The 19,975-nt window shown below is 68.1% G+C and carries 18 protein-coding genes and 1 pseudogene; 14 read left to right on the top strand and 5 right to left on the bottom strand.

Annotated elements, in window-relative coordinates; genetic code table 11:
* Positions 1-41 precede the first annotated feature (41 nt).
* From acs to FDZ84_RS34620, 4 genes are all read left to right on the top strand, one after another.
* Positions 42-2,000: an acetate--CoA ligase gene (gene acs / locus FDZ84_RS34635; RefSeq protein ID WP_168589266.1), complete on the top strand. Its 1,959-nt coding sequence runs from the start codon at positions 42-44 to the stop codon at positions 1,998-2,000.
* A 236-nt stretch (positions 2,001-2,236) separates the two neighbouring features.
* The gene (locus FDZ84_RS34630) at positions 2,237-3,502 is read left to right on the top strand and encodes an iron-containing alcohol dehydrogenase (RefSeq protein ID WP_168589265.1); all 1,266 of its coding nucleotides are present in this window, start codon (positions 2,237-2,239) and stop codon (positions 3,500-3,502) included.
* A 26-nt stretch (positions 3,503-3,528) separates the two neighbouring features.
* The gene (locus FDZ84_RS34625) at positions 3,529-4,911 is read left to right on the top strand and encodes a histidine kinase (RefSeq protein WP_246868647.1); all 1,383 of its coding nucleotides are present in this window, start codon (positions 3,529-3,531) and stop codon (positions 4,909-4,911) included.
* Between the two features lie 23 nt (positions 4,912-4,934).
* Positions 4,935-5,597: a response regulator transcription factor gene (locus FDZ84_RS34620; RefSeq protein WP_168589264.1), complete on the top strand. Its 663-nt coding sequence runs from the start codon at positions 4,935-4,937 to the stop codon at positions 5,595-5,597.
* 426 nt (positions 5,598-6,023) lie between these two features.
* Here FDZ84_RS34620 and FDZ84_RS34615 read toward each other — a convergent pair whose 3' ends face one another.
* Positions 6,024-6,326, bottom strand: coding sequence for a hypothetical protein (locus FDZ84_RS34615; protein WP_168589263.1), 303 nt, complete (start codon positions 6,324-6,326; stop codon positions 6,024-6,026).
* Between the two features lie 335 nt (positions 6,327-6,661).
* On the opposite strand from FDZ84_RS34615, the pseudogene FDZ84_RS34610 reads away from it, so the two are divergent.
* Positions 6,662-6,878 (top strand): annotated as a pseudogene (locus FDZ84_RS34610) (hypothetical protein); the annotation flags it as partial.
* 218 nt (positions 6,879-7,096) lie between these two features.
* Here the strand turns inward: FDZ84_RS34610 and mftM are convergent.
* The 4 genes from mftM to mdo form a co-directional block, all read right to left on the bottom strand.
* Positions 7,097-8,023, bottom strand: a complete 927-nt coding sequence (gene mftM, locus FDZ84_RS34605; protein WP_246868646.1) for a mycofactocin oligosaccharide methyltransferase MftM — start codon at positions 8,021-8,023, stop codon at positions 7,097-7,099.
* On the bottom strand, positions 8,020-9,546 hold the full coding sequence (locus FDZ84_RS34600) for a VWA domain-containing protein (protein ID WP_168589262.1): 1,527 nt from the start codon (positions 9,544-9,546) through the stop codon (positions 8,020-8,022). Before FDZ84_RS34600 ends, mftM begins: the two co-directional genes overlap by 4 nt.
* Before the next feature lie 55 nt (positions 9,547-9,601).
* Entirely contained in the window at positions 9,602-10,876 is a 1,275-nt protein-coding gene (locus tag FDZ84_RS34595) for a MoxR family ATPase (RefSeq protein WP_246868645.1), read from the bottom strand.
* 73 nt (positions 10,877-10,949) lie between these two features.
* On the bottom strand, positions 10,950-12,242 hold the full coding sequence (mdo, locus tag FDZ84_RS34590) for an NDMA-dependent methanol dehydrogenase (protein WP_168589261.1): 1,293 nt from the start codon (positions 12,240-12,242) through the stop codon (positions 10,950-10,952).
* A gap of 375 nt (positions 12,243-12,617) precedes the next feature.
* On the opposite strand from mdo, the gene mftA reads away from it, so the two are divergent.
* From mftA to FDZ84_RS34545, 9 genes are all read left to right on the top strand, one after another.
* Positions 12,618-12,749: a mycofactocin precursor MftA gene (mftA, locus tag FDZ84_RS34585; RefSeq protein WP_246868644.1), complete on the top strand. Its 132-nt coding sequence runs from the start codon at positions 12,618-12,620 to the stop codon at positions 12,747-12,749.
* Positions 12,750-12,765: 16 nt separating this feature from the next.
* The gene (gene mftB, locus FDZ84_RS34580; protein WP_168589260.1) at positions 12,766-13,074 is read left to right on the top strand and encodes a mycofactocin biosynthesis chaperone MftB; all 309 of its coding nucleotides are present in this window, start codon (positions 12,766-12,768) and stop codon (positions 13,072-13,074) included.
* A complete protein-coding gene (gene mftC, locus FDZ84_RS34575) occupies positions 13,071-14,285 on the top strand; it encodes a mycofactocin radical SAM maturase (RefSeq protein WP_246868643.1) in 1,215 nt (404 codons plus the stop codon). The genes mftB and mftC overlap by 4 nt, the downstream gene beginning before the upstream one ends.
* Positions 14,286-14,338: 53 nt before the next feature.
* Entirely contained in the window at positions 14,339-15,070 is a 732-nt protein-coding gene (gene mftE / locus FDZ84_RS34570; RefSeq protein WP_168589259.1) for a mycofactocin biosynthesis peptidyl-dipeptidase MftE, read from the top strand.
* Entirely contained in the window at positions 15,067-15,366 is a 300-nt protein-coding gene (locus FDZ84_RS34565; protein WP_168589258.1) for an SDR family oxidoreductase, read from the top strand. Before mftE ends, FDZ84_RS34565 begins: the two co-directional genes overlap by 4 nt.
* Positions 15,363-16,820, top strand: a complete 1,458-nt coding sequence (mftF, locus tag FDZ84_RS34560) for a mycofactocin biosynthesis glycosyltransferase MftF (RefSeq protein ID WP_246868642.1) — start codon at positions 15,363-15,365, stop codon at positions 16,818-16,820. Before FDZ84_RS34565 ends, mftF begins: the two co-directional genes overlap by 4 nt.
* Before the next feature lie 24 nt (positions 16,821-16,844).
* Positions 16,845-18,011, top strand: a complete 1,167-nt coding sequence (gene mftD / locus FDZ84_RS34555) for a pre-mycofactocin synthase MftD (protein ID WP_168589257.1) — start codon at positions 16,845-16,847, stop codon at positions 18,009-18,011.
* Between the two features lie 78 nt (positions 18,012-18,089).
* Positions 18,090-18,467: a hypothetical protein gene (locus FDZ84_RS34550; RefSeq protein WP_168589256.1), complete on the top strand. Its 378-nt coding sequence runs from the start codon at positions 18,090-18,092 to the stop codon at positions 18,465-18,467.
* 206 nt (positions 18,468-18,673) lie between these two features.
* On the top strand, positions 18,674-19,588 hold the full coding sequence (locus FDZ84_RS34545) for a LysR family transcriptional regulator (protein WP_168589255.1): 915 nt from the start codon (positions 18,674-18,676) through the stop codon (positions 19,586-19,588).
* Positions 19,589-19,975: the final 387 nt, after the last annotated feature.

The raw sequence follows: 19,975 nt of genomic DNA, 5'->3' as shown, positions 1-19,975 counted from the left end.
CACCGAGGACGCGCGTACCCCGCGAATCTCGAAGGAGCACGATGACCACCGATCGGACCGAGCGGGTGGAGGACCTGCTGGCCGTCCCGTCGTTCGACCCGCCCGCGGAGTTCCGCGAGCAAGCGCTCGTCGCCGACGACTCGCTGTACCGGTGGGCGGCCGTTGACCGGCTCGGTTTCTGGGCGGAGCAGGCGCGCACCCTGCACTGGGACCAGCCCTTCACCGCGGTGCTCGACGACTCGGATCCGCCCTTCTACCGCTGGTTCGACGACGGGCGACTCAACGCCTCGTACAACTGCCTGGACCGGCATGTGGAAGCCGGACTCGGCAGCCGGGTCGCCTTCTTCTGGCACGGCGAGGAAGGCGACGAGCGTGCCCTGACCTACGCCCAGCTCCTGCGTGACGTGCAGCGTTTCGCCAACGCGCTCAAGGACCTCGGCGTGCGCAAGGGCGATGTCGTGGGCATCTACCTCCCGATGGTTCCGGAGGTCGTCGTCGCGATGCTCGCCTGTGCCCGCATCGGCGCGGTGCACAACGTCGTGTTCGGCGGGTACGCGCCGGAGGCAGTGCGGGACCGGATGCAGGTCTCCGGGGCCAAGGTGCTGGTCACCTCCGACGGGGCGCGCCGAAAGGGACGGGTCAATGCGGTCAAGGACAACCTTGACGGTGTGCTCGACGAGATCCAGTCGTTGGAGAAGGTCGTCGTGGTTCGCGCGACGCGCTCGGCTGCGACGATGCGTCCGGGCCGCGACGTCTGGTTCCACGAGGTATGCGCCGCCGCGGATCCGGTGTGTCCCGCCGAACCCGTGGAGGCCGAACACCCGCTGTTCATCCTCTACTCCTCCGGCTCGACGGGGAAACCGAAGGGGATCCTGCACACCACGGGCGGCTACCTCACCGGCGTTTCCTACACGCACCGCCTGGTGTTCGACCTGCGTCCCGACACCGACGTGTACTGGTGCACCGCCGACGTCGGGTGGATCACCGGCCACAGCTACGTGATCTACGGACCCCTCGCCAACGGGGTCACGAGCGTGCTGTTCGAGGGCGCGCCCGACTACCCGCACAAGGGCATCTGGTGGGAGGTCGTCGAGCGGTACCGGGTGACCACCTTCTACACCGCTCCCACCGCAATCCGCGCGTGCATGCGGTGGGGCGCCGACCATCCGGCCCGCCACGACCTGAGCTCGCTGCGGCTGCTGGGCAGCGTGGGCGAGCCGATCAACCCGAAGGCCTGGATCTGGTACCACGTGGTGATTGGGAGCGAGCGCTGCCCGATCGTGGACACCTGGTGGCAGACCGAGACCGGCTCGATCATGATCGCGCCGCTGCCGGGCACCACCAGCGCCAAGCCGGGGTCGGCGACCAGGCCGCTACCCGGCGTGTGCGCCGACCTCTTGCCCGGCTACGCGGCCGGGGACGAGGGGAGCGGCCTGCTGGTCCTGACCGAGCCGTGGCCGAGCATGCTGCGTACGCTGTACGGCGACGACGAGCGGTACGTCAAGACGTACTTCCCAAGCGGTCCGCGCACCTACCTCGCCGGCGACGCAGCACGCCGGGACGAGGACGGCTACTACTGGGTGCTGGGCCGGGTGGACGACGTCATAAACGTCTCCGGGCACCGGCTGTCCACCGCTGAGGTCGAATCGGCTCTCGTCGCCCACGACGACGTCGCCGAGGCGGCTGTGGTGGCCCGGCCGGACGAGCTGACCGGGCAGGCGATCGTCGCTTTCGTGACGTTGCGCAGCGGTGTCGAGCCGAGCGACGAGATCGAAGCCGACCTCCGCGAACACGTGGCGGCTCGGATCGGCAAGCTCGCCCGCCCGGCGAAGATCGTCTGGGCCGACGACCTGCCCAAGACGCGCAGCGGCAAGATCATGCGGCGGCTGTTGCGTGACGTGACTGAGGGGCGCGAGTTGGGGGATGTCACCACGCTCGGAGATCCAGGGGTGCTGGATGGACTGCGTTCCCAGCTCGTCGACCCGAGCGAGGACGAGTGAGCTCGCCCGCCCGCCATGGGCGGAACTGACCGATCGGACAGGTTCCGCCCGCCCGGTCGGACGGTAGCGCTGGGCGACCGGCACCCTAGCCTGACTGTGTGGTAAGCGTCACTCATGGGACTACGATGGTGCTGAGATCGGAGCGCAGCCGTCGGTGGGGAACCGGAGATTATCGAGGTCCGCGTGCAGCCGAGCATTGCGGAACAGCCCTGCCATGGTGCTTGGAGGATGCCCCCATGACCGTGCGAAGCCGCATGCCCCGGCTTGAGCACAGAGAAGCAGGCGAAGCGCCCGGGGCCGAGTTGCTCCAGGGCCCGCAAGCCGCGGGCGAGCGAGTGCGAGCGGACACCACGAACCGGTTGGCCAAGTTCCACGTCCCGGAGATCGTGTTCGGGCCCGGCGCCCTGGCCGAACTCGGGCACTGCGCCCGGAGGCTGGGCGCTCGGCGACCCTTTCTCGTGACCGACCCAGGGCTCACCGAGGTCTGCTGGGCGGCCGAGGCGGTCGGTCACCTCAGACGGGTGGGGCTGTCCGCGGTCGTGTGGGACGCCGTGACACCGAACCCGAAGGACCACGAGGTCGAGGCCGCGTACGAGCGCTACGTCGAGAGCGGCAGCGACGTGATCATCGGGGTCGGCGGGGGCTCGGTGATCGACGCGGCCAAGGGAGTCGCGATCCTGTCCGGCAACGGCGGCCGCATCCTCGACTACGCGGGCGTGGACAAGGTCGTGCATCCGATCCCGCCGCTGGTGATGGCCCCGTCCACCTCCGGTACCGGTGCGGACGTCTCGCAGTTCGCCATCATCACCGACACCGCCGCGGCCACGAAGATCACCATCCTCAGCCGGACGCTGGTGCCGGACATCTCCCTGGTGGACCCCCGACTGCTGATCACGATGCCGGACTGGCTGAACGCGGCGACCGGGCTGGACGCCCTCACGCACGCGATCGAGTCGTTCGTCTCGCTGGCGCACAACACGCTCACCGATCAGCATTCCCTGCACGCGGCGCACCTGATCGTCGAGAACCTCGCGCGCACGATGTTCCGGCCGACCGAAGCTGCGCCGCGGGTGGCGATGGCGCAGGGAGCGCTGGAGGCCGGAATGGCCTTCACCAACGCCATCCTCGGCGCCACCCACGCGATGAGCCACCAGGTGGGCGGTCTGCTGGACGCGCCGCACGGCGTGATCAACGGGGTGCTGCTGCCTCACGTGATCCGGTTCAATGCGGAGACCGACGCCGAGCGCTACGTTCCGCTGGCGGCGGCGGTCGGCATCGAGACCGCGGGCGTTCCGGCCCGCGAAGTGGCGTGCGAACTCGCCGACCGGGTCCGCGAACTGGCCGACATAGTCGGTGTTCCCCGGGGCCTGAGTTCGCTCGGCGTGACCGGTGCGGACGTTCCGCTGCTCGCCCGCAACACACTGAAGGACGCCTGCCTGACGACCAATCCGCGAGATGCCCGCGAAGTCGACATCGACCGGCTGTTCCGGGCAGCATTGTGAGTCCTGGCCAGCACAGCGAGGTAACGGTGGCAGCGCGCAAGGAATCCGGGAACGGCACCAATAGTCACACCGACCTCGGTGCGCTCACCGGGCTGCGCTCGGGCAAGCGGTCGTTCTACCCGGAGTACGTCCGCTCGGCCGAACGGCTGGAGTACGCGGTGCAGGCGCTCGACCGGATCTCCCGCGCACTGGTGCGGACCGTCGAGGGCCCGCGCAGCCTCGTCGAGGCGGTGGTCCGGGCGGCCGCGGAGCACCTGCAGGCGGACTGGCTGCTCCTCGCGATCGCCGACGGCGCGCTGCGCGCTGCGCGGCCGAGGTTCCTGTTGCTGTGCAACGGAGATCTGATCGACGACGAGGCCGGATTGCCGCCCGAGGTCGGCGAGCACCTCGACGCGGTGCGGTCGCGTCCGTGGGAGGTGGAGTGGGAGCCCAGCGGACCCGGATGGGTCCGGGCTCCGATGACCCTGGACGGTGAGCCGGTCGGCGGGATTGTGGGCTGGCCGGGCAGCGAGGTGTCCGTCGCCGACACCGACCTGGCCATCCTGCGGGTCCTGGCCAACCAGGCCGCGGTCGCGTTGCACAACTCGTTCCTCTTCCACGCCGCCGTACAGCTGCGCGGTCGCACCGAGCAGCTTTCCGAGGCCGCCGCGAAGCAAGCACGCGACCTGGCCGCCCGCAACGCCGAACTCCAGGAAACCCAGCGACGCCTAGTCGAGGCGATGCAGCGCCAGGCGCTCGACGACGAGCGGCACCGCATCGCGCGGGAACTGCACGACACGGTCACCCAGTACGTGCTCAGCGCCGGTATGACGATTGAGGTGTGCCGGTCCGAGCTGGAGGCCATGGGGCCGGAAGCGGCCCGCGTCGCGGAACGGTTGGCGCCGGCCAGGGGAGCCACTCAGCAGGCCGTCGAGCGGCTCCGCGCGGCGATCTATGCCCTCCACCACAGCGCTGAGGAACCGCCGGGCTCGTTGCCCGTCCTGCTGCAACAACTGTCCACAGTGCACCTGCCCAGCGACCTGAAGGTGGAAGTGCGCGTGGAGGGCACCCCAGCGCCGCTGCCGCCCGAGGCGGAGAACTCGATTCTCCGGCTGACCGGCGAAGCGTTGTTCAACACGGTCGCGCACGCGCACGCGTCCCGATCTCTGGTGCACTTGGTCTACAAGGCCGATCACCTGCGGCTCACCGTGTCCGACGACGGGACCGGCGATCCCGCGCAGTTGCGGCGGTCGCTGCACCTGTCCTCAGCAGCGGACCTCGCCGGGCGCCATCGAGGACTGGTCAACATGGCTGCCCGGGCACGGGAACTCGGCGGGACCCTGTCGATCCGGCGGTCCCGGATGGGCGGGATCTCGTTGCAATTGCGTGTTCCGCTGCCGTCGCCGACGTCTTCGGAGGTGACGATGTGACCAGGACCTGGAAGGAAGTCCCGATGCAGCCCGACAAATCGACTGGTGCGTCGGAGCACGTTCGGATCGTGCTGGTCGACGACCACGCGATCGTCCGGCACGGCCTGCGGTCGGTCCTGGAACGCGAGAACGACCTGCAGGTCGTGGGGGAGGCGGCCACGGCGAGGGAGGCGCTTGCGGTCGTCGAGCGGACGCGGCCGAACATCGTGTTGCTGGACCTCAAGTTGTCTACTGGGGACAACATGGAGGGCCTGGCCCTGTGCGGGGAGCTCACCCGGCAGCACCCGGATCTCGGGGTACTGATCCTCACGACGTTCCTGGACGGCGGCCTGGTGGTCGACGCGATCCACCGCGGCGCCCGCGGTTACGTCGTCAAGGACGTGGACACCACGGAGCTGGTCCGTTCGATCCGAGCGGTGGCGCGTCGGGAGAGCTCGTTCGACTCGCGATCCGCTGCGGCCATGGTGCAGTCGATGAACGCACCGACGAGCGAGCCCCCGCTCACCGATCGGGAACTCAACGTGCTCCGAGAACTGGCGCGCGGCCTGAGCAACCGCGACATCGGGAGCAAGCTGTTCATATCGGAAACCACGGTCAAGTTCCACGTGCGCAACATCATGCGCAAGCTCGGAGCCGCCACCCGCGCCGAGGCCGTCTACGAAGCCAGCAAGAGGAAACTGATCTGACTGTCCACGGGCGGCCGAGAGTCTGTTCGACGACCGCACGACAAATCTAGGATTCGCCGGTGTAGAGCTAGAATCCGGCGACGTTGCCAGCTTCCAGGATTCCGCTTTCGGTCGTGGCTCGAAGAACTGTGTCCGGTGGTTTCGGACGAAAGTGCCCTTCCCTTCAAAACGCGCCGTCGTACGCTGCACAAACGCTTCTTGTGCTGGTCACAGGGGATCTGTAGACCCTGCTTGGTCTAGCACTCGGCCGGTAGTTGATCGGTATCTATTTGTGCTGGTAAGGGCTTTGCCCCGGCGTTTCTGCTACACGGCTGCTACACACGAGATCACAAACATGGACGCCCCGATCAGCGAGAACCCCCGGCGCAGAGGCGCGCCGGGGGTTCTGCTGCGGAGGGTATCGACGCGGACGCGGACACTGCTCGATCAGCGGCAGTCAGTACCGGGTGTCACCGTGAGCGCGGCCAGTATCTCGTCGCGCTTGTTGATGTAGTCGTAGCCCTCGACAGGGACTGGGTACATGGCAAGTAGGTCGGCCAAGGCGTCCCGCTCATCCTGCGTAACAGGGACGTTCCGTTTGACCAGCACGGCGCACATGATGTCGACCATTTCGTTCCACTCGCAGCCCTTGCCGGATTCCCGGCACATCCTCAGCTGATCGGGCGGGAATCGGTCCGCCAGTCGTTTGAACAGCGCCTGTGAGTCTCGGCTCAGCTTGACCAAGTCCATTGTTCGTTATCACCTTCTTGGCTCAGTTGGGCATGGGATTGCCGTGCACGTCGTTCTGGATGACTCCCTCGCCCCCAACACGATGACCTGGCCGGTTTAGCGCGGCTGCCAGGTCGGCCACCCAAGCTCAGCCACTCCGAGTTGAGGAATCTCACCGTCCGGTGTTCGTCACGGTGGGCTGCTGCGATCACCGCGGGAAGCGGCGGGGGCGTGTTCGCGGTTATGGGGATCGCGACGAGCGTTTCGGTAAGCAGGACGCCGTGAGTGTTTTTGGGTGTTATGGCACCCAAAAACGCTCACGGCTGTTCTCTGCAGGCGAGCCGATGCTCAAGAAAGTCCGCCAACTCATCGAGTCGGTCAACGACACCCTGAAGGGACAGCTGGACCTGGAACAACACGGCGCCCACACGGCCGAGGGTGTCGGCGTGCGCGTCGCCAAGCGTGTGCTGGCCCTGGCCGCCGCGATCTGGCACAACTTCCGCCACCGGCCAGCCAGTCACTCGCTCGCTCACCGCCTACGATCACTGGTCGTATTCAGACTTACTCGACTAGTCCGCGTGGGACGGCCGCGTCGAGCACGGCATGTTGGTCTCGTGGGGCAATGCGTGGGGCACGTCCCACGCATCACCCATATCCTTGCAGGTCACGACCGGTCCCAGCGCGGCCCCGCCAAAGGTGCCCTTCACCAGGCCCGCCCCCACACTCCGCTCGTCCAGAAAGTGCCGTGAGTCGCTCTGGTCGTTGGAACGACCAAAAGGGCTCGCGGCTCTTCATCGGCCGACGTGGACGACGAGCCAGCCACCGTGGTGTTCGTCGACCTCGAAGCGGTGTCCCGCTGCGTGGCCGAGCTCGACCAGGTCCTGGCGGGTGAAGGTGCGGACGTGGCCGTAGGCGGCGGTGGGCTCGTCCTCGAAGGGGACGGCGATCACGACCCGGTCGCGGGCCAACCGAAGCGCCTCGACCAGCACCACCTCGCCCTGCATCGCGTCCAAGTGTTCCAACAGGTGCACCGCGGTGACCACGTCCACCGACCGGTCCGGCAGCGGCACCCGGGCTGCGTCGCACACCAGGGTGTGCAGTCGGGTACCGCGCGCCTCGGCGACGGCGCTGAGGAGCTGCATGCTTCCTGGCACGAGGTCCGAGGCGATGACCGTGTTCTGGCCGCGCTGGGCCAGCAGGAGGGGCAGGAAACCGAAGCAGGAGCCCATGTCCAGCACCCTGCCCGGCGGGACCAGCTGCATGGCCCGGCGGTAGACCGGGGCGAAGCTGGCTATCGACGATGGGGCGGGCTCGTCGACGGGGCGGGACCAGCACTCCTCTATGCGGGCAAGGGTGTTGTCGTAGAAGGTCATCCAGGCGCGGAGCGGATCGTCGATGACGGAGCGGACCACCCCGGTGAAGACCCGCTCGAAGATCTCCGCACCGCTGAGCCATCCCGGGGCGAAGAGCTCCTCTGCGAGGATCCCGGCGAGGTTGTTGTCCAGCTGATCGGGCTGGATCCAGTGGGTGATCTCGATGCGCTGCTCCCGCCGGTGCAGCCTGAAGTGCCGGGTGCGGGTCACCTGCGCGTAGTGGTCGCGGGGTGGTCCGCTGTCCCGGACCACCGTTACCAGCCGGTCAGCGGGCCGCTTGGCAGACCCGAGGGGATCGATGCGGTGCAACTGCAACGCCGCCTGCGCCGGATCGGGTGCGCTCACCGGCCGGTCACCTCCACGGCCATCGTCTCCGCCGCACGCTCTAGGCCCGACAGGTCGCGCACGACTCGCACCTGGCTGCAGTGCTCGGCGTACAGCGGCAGATCGCACTTCCCGAGCGACCAGGAGTAGCGGGGTTCGGGCGTGAGCCAGAGGGTTTCTCGGGCCCGCCTGGCGATCTCGGCGAAAGCTTCGACGCCAGGGGCGTTTCCGTTGCCCCGCCCGTCGCCGAGGATCAGCACGGTGGTGCGGCGGTTGAGCGCGGCGCCGTGCTCTTCCAGGAAAGCAACGAAAGTGCTGCCGTAGTCGGAATTGCCGTCGACGTCGAGCACACCTCCCTGCGGCAGGCCGTCGAAGACGAGTCCGAGAGCGCGTTCCAGCGGGTGGTCGGCGAACAGTTCGGTGATCTCGACCGGTTCGTCGACGAACGCGAACGTGCGGACCTGGCCGAACATCGACTGGAGTCCGTGCACCAGGTGCAGCGTGAAGCGGGCCGTCGACCGCACCGACAGCGACACGTCGGCCAGCACGACGAGGCGCGGTTTGTCCTCGGCGCGGGTGATCGTCACCGGCCGGAAGGGAACGCCGTCGTAGCGCATGTTCCGCCGCATCGTGCGAGCGGGGTGCACCCGCCCCCGCGGCGTGTTGCGGCGTCGACTGGTCAGGGCCCCGCGGAGGCTGTGGGCGATCCGGCGCAGCGATTCCTCCAGCTGCTGCCGTTCCTGCTCGTCGACTCGGTCGAGCCGGCCGCTGGTGATCTCGCGGGACTCCAGCGCCGTGGACTCCAGCTCGGCGAGCCTGGCGAGGTGTCGCTTGAGCAGTTCGGGGAGGTTCTCCAGGACACCGGCGAGCTGACGTCGTGGAGAGGCAAGCGGGTCGTCGGGTTCTTCCTCGCAGGCCAGCCAGTCGAGCAGGGTCTGCTCCTCGGCGACAGATAGTTGGGTGTCGACCCGGTGGCCCGTGTGGTTCGCGAGCTGGCCGGGAACTCCGGCGTTGTGCAATCGCTCGGTCTCCAACTGGACGTTTGGCACCGAACCGGTTCCCGCGCCGGTGTCGCTGTTGGAGAAGACGACCTCGTCGGTCATAGCCGCGAGGTCGATCTTGTTGCTCTCTTGGTGCAGGTTGAACTGCTGCGCCAGGTCTTCCGGGGCGAAGTAGTCGCGGATGTCCGCAGGTTTGCCGTGGGTGTGCCCCTGCTGGGGGGCGTCGGACGGTTCCTCGGAGAGCGTGAAGGACTGCAGATCGCCGGTGTCGGCGAGGTCGTCGTGTTCGTGCGAGTGCCCGTGACCGTTCTCGTCCCCGACGACCGGCTGGAGTGAGAAGAACGCGCCGAACACCTCGTCGAAGATCTCCTCATCGCGCCGGTCCTTGACGAGGGCGACCTTGAGCGCGTCGCGCAACGTGTCTCTGGTGTGGAGCATGCCCGGCTGTGAGGCGCAGCGCATCGCGTCAGTGGCTTCGGACACCGACACGCGCAGGCCGAACAGCCGGAGTAGGCGGACGAACCGGTGCAGAGCGGATTCCATGATGGCCTTCCTTGTCAGCGGCCGCGCGTGTGCCCGCGAAGTCGGGATCCGGAGGCTAGGGACGACGCCGCGTGGCGGCGCCGAACGCTCGGTGGCCCTGACCGCCGACCCGTTGCTGCGAAAGGGTTTTGGTGCGTGATCCGGGTGCTCCATAGTAGTTCTCGTCGAAACGTCCGGGCAGGTCCTTGGCGGCTCGAACCTCGCGGCCGTCGACCTCGTCGTCCTGGTCGTGGTCGTGGTCGTGGTCGTGGTCGTGGTCGTGGTCGTGTCCATGCCCATGCCCATGCCCGTGCCCATGCCCATGCCCATGCCCATGCCCATGCCCATGCCCATGCCCGTGCCCGTGCCCGTGGCCGTGCAGGTCCTCGGGGACCTGCCGATTCGGGTCCACTAGGCGCGGGATGGCGCTGAGGGCCTGCTGGAGGTCGCGCTCGTACTTCACCACCACGTTCACGGTTTCCGAGAGCAGCTCGGCATCGAGTTCCTCCGCACCGAGGACGGCCAGGGTGCGCGACCAGTCGATGGTCTCCGAGATGCTCGGTGCCTTGCGCAACTTGAGGTTGCGCAGTTCGCGCACCACGGTCACCAGCTGGCGAGCCAGGTTCTCCGGCAGACCGGTGCGCTTGGACCTGACGATCTCCAGCTCGCGTTCGTGATCGGGGTAGTCCAGGAACAGGTGCAGGCAACGGCGTTTGAGCGCAGCAGACAGGTCCCGGGTGTTGTTGGACGTCAGCACGACGTAGGGCGGTGTCGTAGCCGAGTAGGTACCGATTTCGGGGACGGAGACCTGGAACTCGGCCAGGCACTCCAGCAGCACCGCCTCCAGCGCTTCGTCGGCCCGGTCGACCTCGTCGACGAGCAGCACCGCCGGTTGTCCGCCGCGGATCGCATCCAACAGGGGCCGGGCGGCGAGGAAACGGTCGGAGAAGAACACGCTGTCCTGCGCACCGATGCGTTCCACCGCAGTGGCGAGGTCCGGCGCATCGGCGATGACCTCGCCGATCTTGTCACGCAGCATCTGCGTGTAGAGCATCTGCTTGCCGTAATCCCACTCGTAGAGGGCCTTGCTTTCGTCCTGCCCTTCGTAGCACTGCAGGCGCAGCAGGCGTCGGCCGGTGACCTCGGCGAGCTTCTTCGCCAGTTCCGTCTTGCCGACGCCGGCCGGTCCTTCCAGCAGCAATGGCTTGTCCAACCTGGACTGCAGGAAGACGGTGGTGGCCAGTCGGCGGTCCGCGATGTAGCCGCACTCGGCGAACTTCGCGATCACCTCCTCGACCGAATCGAACTGCTCGTGGCCGGTGTGGGGCGGGGCCGAGATGGTGTCGGGCACGGGAACCTCCAGTTGTGAGCGGGGAAGCCGTGGTGCCGCCGGGTCAGCGCGGCACCACGGCCGGTCGCGCGGGTCAGCTGAGCAGGTCGTCCAACTCGCCCGTCATGCAGTGCTCGACCACCGGACGCACCGTGTCGAACGTGCATTCCTTGGCGTTGCCCGGGGTGCAGGCATCACCGAGCACGTGGTTGGTGATGCGGTCGACGTCCTCGGCATCGCCCTTGATCTCCTTGGCTCGCTCGTAGAATTTCGTCGGCCCCTGCCCCAACCGGTTCTTCGAGTAGGTGTCGGCATGCACGTCGGCGAACCGCTCCGGGATGCCGACGTCGCGCAGCAACCGGATGGCCGCGTCCAGCGCCGCGTCGGCCGCCTGCACGGTGGTCTTGCCGTGCGTGTCCACGCCCATCGCCTCGGCGATGTCGGCGAACCGCTGGTAGGCAACCGGCATGTTGAACGCCCACACCCGGGGCAACGCGATGGCGTTGTTCAACCCGTGGTGGGTGTCGTAGAAGGCGCTGACCGCGTGCGAGATCGAGTGGATGATGCCCAGGCCTCCGGAGTTGAACGCCTGAGCGGCGATGTACTGGGCGTACATCATGCCTTCCCGACCGGGGAGGTCTTGGCCGTTCCACACCGCGTGCCGCAGGTTCCGCGCTGTCAGCCTGATCGCGTGCAGCGCGTTGCCCAGCGACGGCTCGAAGTTCAACCGAGACACGTATGGCTCGGAGGCGTGGGCCAGCACGTCGAAACCGCACTGCGCGGTGTAGTCGATCGGGCAGTCGTAGTACAGCACCGGGTCGTCGATCGCCAGGCTGGCCACCGAGGCGTCGTCGAAGGCGACGTACTTGTGCGGATTGTCCGGGTCGGTGGTGGTGTCGGTGATGACGTAGGCCCAGGACGTCTCCGAGCCGGTGCCCGCCGTCGTGGACACCGCGATGTGCGGCGGGTTCTTCGGGTTCTCCGATTTGTTGAAACCTTCGAACTCGTTGACGTTGCGCCCGTCGTGCGCCACCGAGATCCGCGCTCCCTTGCAGGCGTCGTGGGAGGAGCCGCCGCCGATGGAGACGAACGAGTCGCAGGCGTTCTCCTGATACAGCGCGACGGCGTCCATGACGTTGTAGTCCTTGGGGTTGGACTCGACCTGGTCGTACACCACGACCTCCAGGCCGTGGTACTTCATGGACTCGGCGATCTTGTGCACGATGTCCGTGCCGCGAAGTCCCGACGTCATCACCAGGGTCCGCTTGAAGCCCAGTTTCAGAGCCTCCGGACCGATGAGTTCGTGCGCGCCCGGGCCCATCAAGGCGCGTGGGAACGGGTGGAACTCCTTGATGGGAAAAGGTTTGAGCAGCTCATCGACCTGCATTTCGCAGTCCTTTCCACGCGCGGCGTTGCACGTTGACCACTGGCTACGGCTGGTCCGGGCGGTGTCGGGATCGGGCCCGGCTGAGTGGCGAAGGTAGTGCGGTGCGTCACGCCCGAGAACCCTTCTGGAACCAAGACCCGTCCTCCGGAAGCGCGGTCCGAACGATCGGTGGGGACCGCCCCCGTCCGTTTGGACAGGTGCCCCAGCCCCACGGCTCAGCCGCCGGTGGTGGCCGGGGTTCGACCTGTTCGAACGGACGGGGGCGGAAGGTCCAGTCGCATGGCGAGCCGTGTGCCGCCGCGTTCGTAGCGTGTTCTTGCCGCAAGCGTTGGCGGCGCACTTTCCCACAAGATCCCGCAGCAGAGGTGAGAAGCAATGGAGCAGCAGAGCCTCGGAACCGAGTACGAGCACACCACCGGAATCTCCGAGTACGACGAATCTCGCGACGTGGTCGAGGAGATGCTGGTCGAAGAGGTCTCCATCGACGGCATGTGCGGCGTCTACTGAGGACGGTGGTTTTGCGATGGGTAGCCCGGCCTTCCAGCCCGACCTCCCGTACCGCCAGAACCCGCAGGTGGCCCTGCGGCCGGAACCCTTCGGCGCGCTCGCCTACCACTTCGGGACGCGGCGGCTGTCGTTCCTGAAGAGTCGACGGCTGGTCGAGGTCGTCGAGCAGCTTGCCGACCACGGCTCGGTCGACGAGGCGCTCGGCGCCTGCCAGGTCGCCGACCGGCAACGGCCGAGCTACCTGCGAGCCCTGGCCTCCCTTGCGCAGGCCGAGATGATCGTTCGCCGACAACCACTTTCGGAGAGGGACGAGGAATCGCCATGAGGATCGCCGAGCAGCGCCGGGAGATGACCGAACAGGTGCCGTCCCTGGTCGAGCAGTTCAAGCACGGTCTCGACGCACCGATCTGCCTGACCTGGGAGTGGACCTATGCCTGCAACCTCGCCTGCGAGCACTGCCTGTCCTCGTCAGGCAGGCGCGACCCGGACGAGCTGACCACCGCCGAGATCAAGTCCGTCGTCGACGAGCTGGCGCGGATGCAGGTCTTCTACGTCAACGTGGGTGGCGGAGAACCCACGGTCCGCCCGGACTTCTGGGAACTGCTCGACTACGCGGTGTCCCGTTATGTGGGTGTCAAGTTCTCCACCAACGGTGTCCGGCTCACCCCGCAACGGGCGCGCCAGCTCGCGGCCACCGACTACGTCGACGTACAGATTTCGCTGGACGGCGCCACCCGTGAGATCAACGACGCGGTGCGCGGTCCCGGCTCCTACGACATGGCGCGCCGGGCCATGGACAACCTGGCGGAGGCCGGGATGCGCGGGTTCAAGATCTCGGTGGTCATGACCCGGCAGAACGTCGACCAACTCGACGAGCTCAAAGTGATTGCGGACTCCTACGACGCCCAGCTGCGAATCACCAGGCTCCGTCCCTCCGGGCGCGGGGCGGACGTCTGGGACGAACTGCACCCGACGGCCGAGCAGCAGATGCAGATCTACCACTGGCTGCTGGACCACGGCGAAGAGGTGCTGACCGGGGACTCGTTCTTCCACCTCAACGCGTTGGGCAGCAGCCCCCTGCCCGGGTTGAACCTGTGCGGCGCCGGCCGCGTGGTGTGCCTGATCGACCCGGTGGGCGACGTCTACGCCTGCCCGTTCGCGATCCACGACGTGTTCAAGGCCGGCAACGTCCGTGCCGCCGGGTTCGGCGAGGTCTGGCGGAACTCGTCCCTCTTCACCGAGCTGCGCACGGCGCAGACCGGCGGCACGTGCGCATCCTGCCCGGCGTTCGACGCTTGCCAGGGCGGATGCATGGCAGCGAAGTTCTTCACCGGGCTGCCGTTGGACGGTCCCGACCCGGAGTGCGTCAAGGGACACGGAGCCCAACTCCTGACCACTGTGGACAACTCTGGGGTGCCGCGTGCGACGCAGGACCACTCGCGACGGGGAGAGCGGGGGAAGGTCCTCCTCGGTCTGCCTGCCGTGCGGGCTTCGCAGCGGCCGTGCGACGAAAGCCCGCTCGCCGGAATGGCGTGAACATCGCTTGGCGGGACGGAACAGCCACAACTGGGGACACGAAGAGGTGAGTCATGACCGCACGCCTTGCCGAGCGGACGTGGACCGAGTTGGAACCGCGCAGACCGGTAGTGCTGTTGCCGCTGGGGTCCTGCGAGCAGCACGGGCCGCACCTGCCGCTGGACACGGATGCGGCCGTCGCGACCGCCGTGGCGGAAAGAGCGCTCGCCCTGCTGCGCGGCGAGGTCGACGCGGTGCTCGCGCCCACGCAGAACTACGGCGCCAGCGGGGAGCACGAGGGCTTTCCCGGGACGGTTTCCATCGGCCACACCGCGCTGCACCTGCTGGTCGTCGAACTCGGCCGTTCGGTGCTGCGGTGGGCGGAAAGGTTGGTCGTGGTCAACGGCCACGGGGGCAACCTGAGGAGCCTGGTCGGTGCGGTGCGTCGACTGCGCTACGAGGGGCGCGACGTCGCGTGGTGGGCCTGTTCAGGTGGCGAGTCTCACGGGCACGCCGGACGCGCCGAGACGTCGTTGATGCACGCGCTGCGGCCCGATTCGGTCCGCAGCGCACGGATGGAGTCCGGGCCGCTCGGGTCCGATGACCGGGTGCTCGAACGCCTCATGTCGGTTGGCGTGCGGGCGGTGAGTCCGAACGGCGTCATCGGCTCGCCGGACGGCGCGAACGCCGCCGAGGGGGGCGAACTGCTCGCGGAGATGTCCGCGGGGCTCGCCGAGGCCGTGCGAGCCTGGCACGTGGACGGCACCGGGCGGCTGGCGAACGCCTCGCGGGTGGGTGTGCCATGAGCGAGCGTCGCGTGGCGGTAGTGACCGGTGCGGCACGCGGTATCGGCGCGGCGGTGGTGCGCCGCCTCAGCAGGGCCGGTTGGTCGGTCGTGGCGGTCGACCGCTGCACCGACATGCTTTGCGCCACGGCGAAGCTGTACGGGCTCGCCGACCCGGAGGAGCTCGCCCAACACCAGCTCGTGCGCCGGTTGCTCGCCCCCGAAGAGGTAGCCGAGGCCGTGGCCTGGGTGTGTTCCCCGGAGTCGGCGGCAGTGACGGGTTCGGTCGTGCACGCGGACGGAGGATTCGCCGGATGAACGCGGCACGCCCGGAAGCACCAACCGACGTGATGCGGGCACCGGAAGAGACCCGACTGCCGGACGGATTCGCGGTCCGGCTCGCCTCGGACGTGCACCGCTCCCGCAACGGTGGCCTGCTGTTGGGAGGTTCGCCGATGCGACTGGTTCGGTTGAACGGACGAGCGGCGAAGCTGCTCGCATCCGGCGGATTCACGGTGTCCGGACCGACGAGCGCAGCGGTTGCCCGAAGGCTCCTCGACGCCGGGATCGTCGATCCGCGCCCGCCCGAGGTGCAGGTGGCTGAGACGACAGTGGTGATCCCGGTCCGGGATCGCACCGACATGGTCGAACGGCTCCTGACCATCTTGAGGTGCGATGCGCAGACCGCAGATCTGCCGATCGTGGTGGTCGACGATGGCTCGCGCGACCCGGAGCGGCTCGCCGCTACCGCTTGCCAGTGGGGTGCGTGGGTGTTCCGGCATGAGCGCAGCCTCGGGCCTGCGGCGGCGCGGAACACGGGATTGCGACGTTGCGGCACCCGGTTCGTGGCGTTCATCGACTCCGACGTCGTGCCTTGGCCGGGGTGGCTTCCGACGCTGCTGGCGCAGTTCCTCGACCCCGCCGTCGGTTTGGCAGCGCCGCGCGTCGTATCCCTCGACCAGGGCGGGCGGAACTGGCTGGAGACCTTCGAACGAACCTGTTCCCCGTTGGACATGGGGACGCGGGAGGGCCCCGTCGCACCGCTGACGCGGTTGGCGTACGTGCCCGCGACGACCGTCGTTGTACGCCGCGACGCCGTCCTCGGGTTCGCCGCGGACATGCGGGTAGGTGAGGACGTAGACCTCTGCATGCGCCTGCACGAGGCCGGCTGGAGGGTTCGCTACGTGCCCGCTGCCCGCGTCGCGCACGAACACCGGACGGACCTTCGGAGGTGGATGGCGCAGCGCGCGTTCTACGGAACGGGAGCGGCGCCGCTCGCGCTGCGGCACCCCGGCCAGGTCCCGCCCCTGCACGCCGCAGTGTGGTCGCTGGCGGCCGCAGTGCTGCTGACGAATCGCCGACTGGCTCCGCTGGCGGGGGTGCTGGTCGCGGTGGCCGCCGCGCGACTGGCCCGCCGCATGCCAGACGCCGATGCACCGGTCCGTGCGGCGACGCTCCTGGCACTTGGCGGCTTGTACGGCACCGCCCGGCAACTCGTGCGCGCCGCCACACGCCACTACTGGCCGATCAGCGCCGCAGCAGCGCTGACGAGCCGGCGGGCGCGCAAAATCCTCGTCGCCGCAGCGGTCGTGGACGGCCTGCTCGACCACCGCAACAGCAGGAGCTCGCTGCACCCCGTGCCGCACGTGCTCGTACGTCGCTTGGACGACCTGTGCTACGGCGCCGGCCTGTGGTGGGGCGCGGTTCGCAACCGCACGATCGCGCCATTGCTGCCCCGCCTCGCGCGGAGCTCGCGCTCACGAGATCAATGACGATCAGAAATGGGAGGACCAGGAATGTCGGAGTGGTTCGAAACGGTCGCCGAGGCGCACCGACGCGCCGAGAAGCGCCTGCCGAGGCCCGTCTACAAGGCACTCGTCGCGGGTAGCGAACGAGGCTTGACCCTCAACGACAACATCAGCGCGTTCGGCGAGCTAGGCTTCGCGCCGCACGTCGCGGATCTGCCCGCCAAGCGCGATCTTTCGACCACGGTGCTCGGGCAGGAGATCTCACTTCCAGTGATCATCTCGCCGACGGGCGTGCAGGCCGTGCACCCCGAAGGCGAGGTAGCGGTCGCGAGGGCGGCGGCAGCCGCCGGGACCGCGATGGGGCTCAGCTCGTTCGCCAGCAGGTCGATCGAGGACGTCGTGGAGGCCAACTCGAAGACCTTCTTCCAGATCTACTGGGCTGGAGATCGCGACCGGATCCTCGCGCGCATGCAGCGCGCCAGGGACGCCGGTGCAACGGGCTTGATCGTCACCCTGGACTGGTCCTTCGCCACCGCCAGGGACTGGGGCAGCCCACCGATCCCGGAGAAGATGGACTTGCGGACCAAACTGCGCTTCGCGCCGCAGGGGATGTTCCGTCCTCGCTGGCTGTGGGACTTCCTCCGCCACGGCTTGCCTGACTTGACGACGCCCAATGTAGTCCTCCCCGGGGAGACGGCGCCGACGTTCTTCGGTGCGTACGGCGAATGGATGCAGACGCCGCTTCCGACGTGGGAGGACGTGGCGTGGCTGCGCGAGCAGTGGGGCGGCCCCTTCGCCATCAAGGGGATCACCCGGCCCGACGACGCCCGTCGCGCGGTCGACGTCGGAGCCACCGCCATCTCGGTGTCGAACCACGGGGGCAACAACCTCGACTCCACGCCGGCGGCGATCCGACTGCTGCCCGCGGTCGCTGACGCCGTCGGTGACCAGCTCGAGATCCTCTTCGACGGCGGAATCAGACGCGGCAGCGACGTTGTCAAAGCACTGGCGCTGGGCGCCAACGCCGTCATGATCGGACGTGCCTACCTGTGGGGGCTGGCGGCCAACGGGCAGGCCGGGGTCCAGAACGTCCTCGACATCCTGCGCAGCGGCATCGACTCGGCCCTGCTGGGCCTGGGCAAGCCCTCGATCCACGAACTCGCCCCCGACGACCTCATCATCCCTGACGGATTCCGCCGCGAGGTCAACACCTGAACGAGCGAGCCGCGATGACCCTGCCCACCCCGCGGTGCCGGGCATCGCGGCCCTCCGTGGAGCCGAGGACGACCTGAAATGCATGGAACCACGTTCACCGAAGCCCGATATGCGGCGCTGGCCGCTGTGTACGCGGGCAAGATCTGCTACCAGAATGGACTTGCCCGACCCGGCCTCGGCTACGAGTGGGGGACGGGTGTTCCGGGCCCGATGACCGACGAGTTCCGCCACACCCTCCGCGAACTGTGGGCTGCCGACCTCATCGACATCGACGTGCACCGGCTGTTCGCACCGCGCGGCCATCGAGTCGCGATCACGGCCAAGGGATACCGCGCGCTGCGCGAGTGGTCCGGGCTCGCTGATCCCTGCCGCCCGGCGAACTCGCCGCCGTCGCCGCAACCGGGGGTCGCTGGCGGGTGCTGGTCGGGCGGGGCGAACGCCCCAACTTTCCGGTGAGCAGCTCGCGGAGATCAAAGCGAGTTGCGCCACGTGACGAAGTTCACCGAACGTCTTTTGTCCAGCGGTTTCTCTATTGTCCAGCGGTTTCTCTATGCGACACGGCTTGGCTCCACTAGTGGTGGCAACGGTTCACCGGGTGTTCCTCGGAGGTGCATACGGTCTGTCGAGCACAGAGCTGTTCGACAGCGGCCCCGGGGGGCAATGTGGAATTCAGGCACCTTGAATCCTTCCTAGCGATCGCCGAAGAGCTGCACTTCAGAAGGGCCGCCGCCAAGTTGCACCTGGCGCAGCCGTCGCTGAGTCAGCACCTGCAACGACTGGAACGCAGTGTGGGCACCGAACTGGTCGCCCGCACCTCGCACGAAGTCCGGCTCACGCCCGCTGGCGAAGCCTTCCGCGACCAGGCCCGTGCGATCGTGGCGCAGGTGTACAAGGCCGGGCAAACGGCTCGCGAGGCCGCCGCAGGCCGGTCGGGAACCGTCGATGTCGGGTACAACTTCGCGGCCGGGCACCAGGTCCTGCCCGCGGTGCTCACCAAGATGCACACGGACCACCCCAACGTCGGCGTCATGCTGCACGAGATGCGCACCGGTCCGCAGCTGCAGGCGCTGCGGGCCGGCGACGTGGACGTGGCCATGGTCTACGGGCGGCCGGTCGGTGCCGAGTTCGAGTCCCGCCCGCTGGCGAAGTTCTCGCTCGTCGCGGTGGTCGGGCCGAGACACAAGTGGGCCGGACGGCCCGGCGCATCCTTCAGCGAGCTCGCGCACGAGCCGTGCATCCTGTTCGGGCGCGAGCAGTGCCCCGCGATGTACGACTCGATCTTCGGCGCGGCGTCGAGCAGCGGCATCACGCTCAACGTCGAGTACGAAATCGACGACCCAGGTGCCGTGGCGATCATGGCGTCGGTGAAACCCCTCGTCGGTTTCGCGTCGACGCTGCGGGGCAGGCACATCAGCGGCAACGTGTGCACGGTGCCGGTACGGCTGTACGACCCGGTGCCCACCGTCGAGCTTTACGTCGCATGGCTGAGCGGGAAGACCTCTCCGGCCGCCGATCTGTTCCTCGAATGCGTCGAATCGCAGGCGACGGTGCCCGGTGCGGAACCGCTGCAGGTCTGAGAGCCTGTCGGCGAATGCCGTCCGCGCCTTTGGAAGCGGCGTAGCCGCTTGCATTCACCTTGCCAAGACGACCATCGGCGGGTTCTGAGGGGTTTTCTGGCGAGGACGGCCCCTCCGCCGCGTATTGGACATACATCAGGAGGGGCACCCGCAGTCCAGGGAACCTCTCAGGTTCCGCTAAGCGACCACCCACCCAGACCATTCACCAACAGGCTCTGAGACGGCGAACAACGGCTGAACTTCGCGTGTGATCCCTCGGTGCGGCCGATCGGATCCGGCAATCGCGCGATGGCCGTCCGCGGACCGCATTGACGGTTTCCGGTGCGCCGCAGAAGTATTCGCCCTTGACGAGGTTCGGATCTTCACCGCGCACCCGGAGGACGACAC

It is taken from the genome of Saccharopolyspora sp. ASAGF58 (assembly GCF_012277335.1).
In the GTDB taxonomy this organism is placed as follows: domain Bacteria; phylum Actinomycetota; class Actinomycetes; order Mycobacteriales; family Pseudonocardiaceae; genus Saccharopolyspora; species Saccharopolyspora hattusasensis.
Note: the sequence above shows the minus strand (reverse complement) of the source record. Positions and strands in the feature narration are given on the sequence as shown.

Excerpts from the sequence above, each read along its gene's own strand:
- acs (WP_168589266.1), top strand. The coding sequence starts at position 42 with ATGACCACCGATCGGACCGAGCGGGTGGAGGACCTGCTGGCCGTCCCG.
- FDZ84_RS34630 (WP_168589265.1), top strand. The coding sequence starts at position 2,237 with ATGACCGTGCGAAGCCGCATGCCCCGGCTTGAGCACAGAGAAGCAGGC.
- FDZ84_RS34620 (WP_168589264.1), top strand. The coding sequence starts at position 4,935 with ATGCAGCCCGACAAATCGACTGGTGCGTCGGAGCACGTTCGGATCGTG.
- FDZ84_RS34615 (WP_168589263.1), bottom strand. The coding sequence starts at position 6,326 with ATGGACTTGGTCAAGCTGAGCCGAGACTCACAGGCGCTGTTCAAACGA.
- FDZ84_RS34600 (WP_168589262.1), bottom strand. The coding sequence starts at position 9,546 with ATGGAATCCGCTCTGCACCGGTTCGTCCGCCTACTCCGGCTGTTCGGC.
- mdo (WP_168589261.1), bottom strand. The coding sequence starts at position 12,242 with ATGCAGGTCGATGAGCTGCTCAAACCTTTTCCCATCAAGGAGTTCCAC.
- mftA (WP_246868644.1), top strand. The coding sequence starts at position 12,618 with ATGGAGCAGCAGAGCCTCGGAACCGAGTACGAGCACACCACCGGAATC.
- mftB (WP_168589260.1), top strand. The coding sequence starts at position 12,766 with ATGGGTAGCCCGGCCTTCCAGCCCGACCTCCCGTACCGCCAGAACCCG.
- mftC (WP_246868643.1), top strand. The coding sequence starts at position 13,071 with ATGAGGATCGCCGAGCAGCGCCGGGAGATGACCGAACAGGTGCCGTCC.
- mftE (WP_168589259.1), top strand. The coding sequence starts at position 14,339 with ATGACCGCACGCCTTGCCGAGCGGACGTGGACCGAGTTGGAACCGCGC.
- FDZ84_RS34565 (WP_168589258.1), top strand. The coding sequence starts at position 15,067 with ATGAGCGAGCGTCGCGTGGCGGTAGTGACCGGTGCGGCACGCGGTATC.
- mftF (WP_246868642.1), top strand. The coding sequence starts at position 15,363 with ATGAACGCGGCACGCCCGGAAGCACCAACCGACGTGATGCGGGCACCG.
- mftD (WP_168589257.1), top strand. The coding sequence starts at position 16,845 with ATGTCGGAGTGGTTCGAAACGGTCGCCGAGGCGCACCGACGCGCCGAG.
- FDZ84_RS34550 (WP_168589256.1), top strand. The coding sequence starts at position 18,090 with ATGCATGGAACCACGTTCACCGAAGCCCGATATGCGGCGCTGGCCGCT.